Consider the following 5,494-nt stretch of genomic DNA (forward strand, 5'->3'; position numbering starts at 1 on the left):
GATAGCAGTTCAAACGCCCTATGCGCCAGCCGAAATATCAATGCTCGTTCCCCTTGGTCATTCCGATCGAGTAGACTTGTCGTCAGCGATGTTGTGCCGACTGTGGTCGTGTGTACCACGCGAACCATGACATGAACCGAAGTGACGGAGTCGGGGTTTCTGAAGTGGTGTGTCATCCGCCGTCACTCGGTTATGTCCGCCGTTATGTGCAACAGAGCGTCCGAGCTGTTTCCTCCATTCGTTGACGGCGACGCGGCCTTCACCAGAGACAACTTGCCTGTCTCAGGTGACTTGCTCTTTGCGAACGGGGTGGTCGCGACAGAGCCTGAATTGCTTGATTTGCCACCGATGGGCGTTTCGTTTTCAGTCTCAACTGATTGGCGGCAGTTACGTTCATGTGGATTTGAATGGTGTGCATACGGAGCAGCTGGCTGCAGAATGTTTCCGTTTATGACCTCATACAAAGCTCTGGGGCAGACTCACACTGCTCGCGATATATTGCACTCCATCGGTGCGATTGGTTTTCGTTCCGATCATGGCATCAATCTCGATTTAGTCGAACCAGCTTTCCCTGGTCGCCACGCAATTAGCTACAACGATGAAATTCACTGTGACTTCGAATCACAAGGTTTGTTTGACAAACGCTACGAAGACGCAGACGTTGATTCGAGGCTTTACGGGCCTATTGATCCATTAGATGGAGTTCATGGGCGTTTAAAACGATTGGTTGTTGACCAGCGACTTTGGTACGTCCTGCTCCACCATTACGAAACTCCTCCGAAATTTGAAATCTGGACTTACCCGCGAAAACATCGATATGTACTCCTCTTTGCAGTTGGTTTATCGCTTAATGGGGCACGGCTGATTGGGTGTGTCACGTGCCAGCTTTGTCACAACTACTGCGATTGACCAATAGAATGCACATAACAATGCGATGCACCGAAGTTGGCGAGTCGACGACTTTTGGGTTTTAGTTTCATCTCTATTCCGCCAACTCGGTGATCGCTACCGTTCGTCGTATTCGAGTGCTCTCACGTAATGGATAGCATCTTTTCCCAACCGACCGATTCCACAGAAGAACGCTGGGCCTGCGTTTGGGATTTTGTGTTCCAACGCCTTTTGCCCCGCACGCCTCGTCCAGCAACGAGGAATACCGCACGCGACGCGACTCCTTTGCCGCAGAGCATTCGTTGCTTCGAGTCGTTCGTTGACGCACTTGGCGAAAAGAAGACATCTCAGCTTTTGGGGACGCCTAGGCATTACACAGAGTTTGATTATCGCTGGGGAGTCTACGTTCTGTTCGATGATGATTGCATGAACGCATGGTATGGTATCCCCGCATCGAACAACTGGGACGATGACCCAGAGGTGGTTCAGTATTTCTACCCATCATTTGACTCCATCGAGCCCCCAGAATCTCGCGCCGTAGGACAGGAGCTGTCCGGATTCATCCTTTCGAAACTCGTTTCCAAAGCAGGCGTCAAAAGAAGCTGTGCGTGGCGCGACGGCCCGACACGAAAACTCATTGCAAGAATCGAGCGAGAATGCATTGATCGTTTTGAGTTTGGCAAACGCGTTTCTGCGTTTGAATTCCCGCAGATCACCGCATTCCTTATCCCTGGATTGCAGTATGATGACATGGCTCAGTCAGTACTACAGGCTTTGAGTTGGAACGCGAAGTCCGAGATTCCATCCTCGCTTCGATTCTAAGACGATCGACGAACCATCGGATGCAACGGAGGACCGGTGGTCAGTTTTCACGAATGGATGCTCGCCTCCCGGTCCCCGCTGATCCGGGGCGTTCTGCCATCAATACAAACCGTGACGACCAATGGGTGCTTCTAGCTGGCACTATACCACGCCGTTCAGTGAAAACCCGAATGCCGCACTTCAGCAGCTTCGGAACGACGTCTTTAAATCCGGCCGCTACGGTGACCCGTTCGCGAATGTAAGCATCTGGTCGCAGCTCAAAGACATGCCCGTAGCCGTGAAGCTGATCATAGTCGCTGCAAAGGGATTCTATTCGGCGACAAGGTTTGCGTCATGGGTTGCTCGTGGCTGCAGGAGCCCCCGTTCGATCGAAGAGGCTGTTGCATTAGCGGCGGAGTCAGGGACACACTCGATACTGGACATCGAACGATGTTCACAGACACCAGACTTTGGCGTCGCGTGGCAATTGCAACCTGCGATTCGCAAACGCCTGTACGGTACAGAACAACCTACAACTGAAGACCTCGATCGCGTTGGATGGCAGGCTGCGGCTGAGAATCTCGAACGGTGGCAGGCTGTGTATTTTCCACTGTATGATGACGGAACTCCTGTCTCGCTAGTTTTTGTCGGATGCTCCGGCGATTGACTTAAGCGTGAGGCAGAACAATGCCGTGCACACGGAGCACGGCTTGCGCGGTTTTACAATTGGAAAGTCGTCTCTCCGTGCCCGGTGACGGCTACCGTTCGCGCGGATGGTTGTGCCTGCGATAACCATCGCCTGTTTTCGATGCTGACGGATCTGGCCCATCTGATCTCACCTGACAACCATTAGCCGATCGCCGCAACTGAGTTTGTGGTTTGATAGTTGCTCGTGAATTCGGCCCTTTTGATTTCGCGAGACTTCAGTTTCCTTTTGATCGCGACTGAAGTCATCGTTTGATTGTGTTGCTTGATCAACGCCCATCTGAATTCATGGGACAGTAGTTTCCTGTTTGTCGCATTTGATGTCATGGTTCGATTTCAGCTCTGAGATAGCCGATCAAACGTTCTACCCGCCGGCTGAAATATCTATGCTCGTTCCCCTTCGCGATTCGAATCGGGTAGACTTGTCAGCAGCGATGTGATGCAGAGTGTGGTCGTGTGTACCACGCGAACCATGACATGAACCGAAGTGACGGAGTCGGGGTTTTTGAAGTGGTTAGTCGTCCGCCGTCACTCGGTTATGTCCGCCGTTACCCGATACTGAAATATCGATCGCTTTTTAAACTCGTGCGTGATGGCAAGTCCGATCGAATACTTAAACGTCGTTCGTTACTTTCGTGATGCAAGGCCGTGGACGACGGAGACAACCGCAAAACCAACGTGGAATCAGGTTGAAGCCGCAATTCGTCAAATGGACAACTACTGTTTTCCAATAGTTCAACTGGGATGCCGAGATCCCGATGACGATAACGATTCATTCAATGTGGTTGGCGGCGACGGTCGGCTTTCGCTCTTTCATTTCATGGCTGAGTGGCTGTATGACGATAGCAGCGGCAACCGTTCGGAAGTGCGACTATGGGAAAGTGACCAAGGCTATTTCTGCTGTGAATGCAACGTCATCAGTGACTTGGATCTCGCTCTTCGAATCACGAAGAAGTATTTTGAAACTGGATCGTATGACGAACTGGATGCGGTAATATAAGCGGGTAACAATGGCATGAACCGAAGTGGCGGAGTTGATGTCTTTGAAGTGGTTGGTCATCTGCCGCCACTCGGTTATGCCTACCGTTCTGCCATTGAGATTCTGGATTGAAACTGCAGGCTGCAACGAAACGAGACCTCGCAATCTCCGGTGCTGGCGTTCTCGCCACGACATTCTTTGTTTCTTCGGATGGCGGCGGTCAAAATCCGATCTACGTACTACTCTGGATGCTGCTCGTCGCTCTTGTCGTCTGCGTCGTGTCGTGTCGTTCGCCATCGCACGAATAGTGTCGACATTCGCTCTTGCGGTAATCGCCACTGCTGTCATCACGGATTTGCTTTTCCTGATGTATTTCATGTATACCATCGCTCTTCAGCCGAGCAGAGATCCGCACGCTACCGAAGCATACCTGTTGATCCCAATCGTATTCACGATCGTTACCGCGCCGTTGGTAGGTCTATCGTCGTTTGGAATCGGGCGAATTGCGAATCGCTATTTCCACTGTCCGGCTTCCAGTCTCGACACGCCCGCAGAGAAAGGCAGAACCATGAATTGCACGGGAGGACGGGAGTCGTGTTAAATTGTCTGCTTGCGGGTCTTTCGCCCGTCCCCCGTGAATTCTGCCGTTCGCCCAGATAAATTGTGCTTGTATTAGATGCTGATGGACAATCCATATCGACCATCACGAGCGGGAAATAACGGTGCATCGGCTACCGGTCAATCTCGGACGGGATTCGCTCTCAAGGTATACAAGTGGATCGTTGCGATTCTCGGTGTCACGCTTTATTGCTCGACCCCGTGGCGAGACAAGCACTTCTATTACGCAATCGCAAACCACGAGGGATTTGGTACGGCGAGTGACTCCGTCGCAGTCGGAATTGCTGGATCGGTAATCGCGACTGGTTTCTTTTTTCCTGTGGCTGTCGCGTTGATCGGCATCGGCGTAGGGCGTTGCACTCGGATTCAATTGGTTCCGCGTTTTGATCGCTTTACCTACGGTTGGGGAAGCTTTGCCACGCTTGTCCTGATTGCAATGCTGATAATCGAATTTGGGTACGTTACCTACGCGATGGGTTATTCTCATCATGTTGGCACGCTGCTTCTCTCACTGCTATATGTTGGATTCATGTATTTGTGGTGGTGTTGCTCCCTTTGCCACCGCCGTTGCAAAAAGACGGGCGAACCATGGGTTGCAACGGAGGCCGCGAGTTGACGTTTTTGAAGTGGTGAGTCGTTCGCGCGGCCCCGCTGAACCCTGCCGTTACCCCGCCGGAATTCGCTTATGGCAAACGCAACGCCAATCGAACCCGACAAAGAGCTTGAAGCACTGCTCGAAGAGATTGACCGCCAACATGTCGTGCTCGAATTTGCGTTCTACCAATCCGAATCGCCTCAGAACTACGACTCACACTTCGACGCCGCGTACGAGTTCCTCGACGCGTCGCACAAACGGTTCCAACAGCACTACGCGACGATCGACTTTCATCAGTATCCGCTTGCGAAGAACCATATATTCAAATGGAATCCTGATGAATTGATCGGATCACGCATTTCCTTCGCAGAATTCTGGGGATCGGACGATGTAGCCCCAACGCCCCTCGGTGACCGCGCTTGGTCGATTCCAAACGTTGACGGGTTCAAAACGGCGTTCTTTTTGCCGCCATATGGACTACAGAAGCCAGAAGACCGCAACGTAACGCTCTTCGAGAAATTGAAAGATTGCCTGTTCGGTGATGCTCAAGAAAATGACCTTGTGATATACTCATGGTCCAATCAATGTTCCGGCTACTTCGATGCTGGCCTTGAATGGTGGGGAGCGTTTCTTTGGACGATCGCGCGACTTGGCACTTCAACCATCACGCTCATCGGGGCATCGTCGTCCGATTGACGCGGGGTAACAATCGCGTGCACCGGAGTACGCGAGTCGGGCGGTTTTGAAGTTGACAATCTTTCGCGCGTACCCGGTGACGCGTGCCGTTCGCGCGGGTGGTTGTGACTACGATAGCCAACGTCTGTCTTCAATGCTGCTGAATCCGGCCCAACTGATTTCATGTGGTAAGTGTTTAATGATCGCCGCAAGTGAAGTTGCGGTTTGATAGT

5 protein-coding genes are annotated in these 5,494 nt (G+C 52.0%); all 5 read left to right on the forward strand.

Annotated features, from left to right (window positions below):
* The first annotated feature begins 1,038 nt into the window (after window positions 1–1,038).
* The 5 genes from LOC67_RS26960 to LOC67_RS26980 all read left to right on the forward strand — a co-directional run bounded on the left by LOC67_RS26960 (window position 1,039) and on the right by LOC67_RS26980 (window position 5,282).
* Window positions 1,039–1,710, forward strand: a complete 672-nt coding sequence (locus LOC67_RS26960; RefSeq protein WP_230265965.1) for a hypothetical protein — start codon at window positions 1,039–1,041, stop codon at window positions 1,708–1,710.
* Window positions 1,711–1,831: 121 nt separating this feature from the next.
* Window positions 1,832–2,356, forward strand: a complete 525-nt coding sequence (locus LOC67_RS26965) for a hypothetical protein (protein ID WP_230265966.1) — start codon at window positions 1,832–1,834, stop codon at window positions 2,354–2,356.
* A 630-nt stretch (window positions 2,357–2,986) separates the two neighbouring features.
* A complete protein-coding gene (locus LOC67_RS26970; protein ID WP_230265967.1) occupies window positions 2,987–3,394 on the forward strand; it encodes a hypothetical protein in 408 nt (135 codons plus the stop codon).
* 661 nt (window positions 3,395–4,055) lie between these two features.
* Window positions 4,056–4,607 (forward strand): hypothetical protein, encoded by a 552-nt coding sequence (locus tag LOC67_RS26975; protein ID WP_230265968.1) that lies wholly within the window; start codon window positions 4,056–4,058, stop codon window positions 4,605–4,607.
* A gap of 69 nt (window positions 4,608–4,676) precedes the next feature.
* Complete coding sequence (locus LOC67_RS26980) at window positions 4,677–5,282, forward strand: hypothetical protein (protein WP_230265969.1); 606 nt, start codon at window positions 4,677–4,679, stop codon at window positions 5,280–5,282.
* Window positions 5,283–5,494: the final 212 nt, after the last annotated feature.

It is taken from the genome of Stieleria sp. JC731 (genome assembly GCF_020966635.1).
Taxonomy (GTDB): Bacteria; Planctomycetota; Planctomycetia; order Pirellulales; family Pirellulaceae; genus Stieleria.